Origin of the sequence: Bacillus sp. JJ1503 (assembly GCF_036965125.1) — a bacterium.
In the GTDB taxonomy this organism is placed as follows: Bacteria; Bacillota; Bacilli; order Bacillales; family Cytobacillaceae; genus Cytobacillus.
On record NZ_JBALOZ010000517.1, the window covers coordinates 1 to 1,399 of the forward strand.

Genomic DNA, 1,399 nt, shown 5'->3' on the forward strand with positions numbered 1-1,399 from the left:
CTTTAATATCTGGTTTTGAAATTAAAAGACCTTTGCTAGACTGTTCATTAATTTGATTCGTAAAAATGACAGATATGTAAGGAAAATCTTTTAGACTTTGAATCTCCTTAATAATAGTATTGTTAATTTCTTGATTGCTAAAATAAGTAACCAGCCCATTTTTGCTTTCTGTAGCTAGGAGAGGTTCAGACTGCCAATAAACAGCAGGAGCGCTTCCGATTCCCTCAAAATAATAATAATCAATTAAATCCATTTCTTTGAATCCCTTCAGCATTGCCCCTGCTGCCCATGTACCGCCTTTTTTAACAGAATCAACAATAATAATAGATGATCTTGTTACAGCAACCTCAGACAAAGATGTGGTCCAATCTTCAAGTAAAAAGGCCTTACTATCCTTTGTAATCGGGATTATATATTCAAATACGAGCTGATTCTGTTCAGGGATTAAAATTAATGCCTGATCCTCCTTTGATTCGCAAGGTTTATTATTAATATTGATACATGACCAGCGAAAAAGGCTTTCAGGCTTTTCAACCTTATATTCATTCCCGGCTGTAAGTCCTGTTATCTTTTGTGTGATAGACAGCTCATTTGCGTTCGATTTAACAGTTATTTCTTGGACTGCTCTCTCAAAAGTTTCATTTGTGAATTCGTTTTGCTTTGAATATGCCTTCCATTGCCAAAACAACATACCTCCGATAACTGTTGTTAACACGATAGAAATTAGAACAAATGTTTTCCACATACTAATCCCCTTCACTAACTTTCCTAATAATAACCATAGCAAATCCGAGTGCATCAGTACATGAATTTTGTATAAATATGACGAAAAAATAGTTTTTTTCTTCGATCTGTTTATTTAGGTTAAAACAGTTAATAGCATGTAATGGAAAAATTGAAAAAGGCAAGGACTAATGCCCTCACCTTTTATATGCCCATCTTATAATCGTATTCCTTTGCTTTATCTGGCTTTGAATTCTCAAATTCCAACTTCAAGAAAGGTTTATACGATGGTTCAACCTTTTTTACAAATGAAAAAGCACTTATTTTTGCCATTATTTCCTCTGTTTCGTCAAGATTACAATATAACACTACATATTTTAATCTTTTAGAAACATAATGAACATTTCCGAATCTTCTTAACATTTTTGCCTGTTTTAAAGAATAAAGCCAGACAATAATCCCTTGCCGCTGACCCAGCATAATTTCTTCCCCTTCAAAAACAACTATTTTCATAAGTCTAGCACAAAAAAACATGATCTTTCAATGGGCTTGAATAGGAATACAAAATCTTTGCCATATTTGCTAAATGACTGTAATAAAAAAGAAAAACGGCATCGGAGTAATCCAATGCCGTATGTACATTAAGAGCAGCCACAGCTTCCTCCCGATCCGCAGC

Annotated in this window: 1 protein-coding gene and 1 pseudogene; both read right to left on the reverse strand. The window is 34.0% G+C overall.

Features of this window, described 5'->3' with window-relative positions; genetic code table 11:
* Nucleotides 1-745, reverse strand: a pseudogene (locus V7149_RS26150) (stalk domain-containing protein); the annotation flags it as partial.
* Nucleotides 746-927: 182 nt separating this feature from the next.
* On the reverse strand, nt 928-1,203 hold the full coding sequence (locus V7149_RS26155) for a YlbG family protein (protein ID WP_335348471.1): 276 nt from the start codon (nt 1,201-1,203) through the stop codon (nt 928-930).
* Nucleotides 1,204-1,399: the final 196 nt, after the last annotated feature.

Coding starts and splice junctions, on each gene's coding strand:
- V7149_RS26155 (WP_335348471.1), bottom strand. CDS start 1,203: ATGCTGGGTCAGCGGCAAGGGATTATTGTCTGGCTTTATTCTTTAAAA.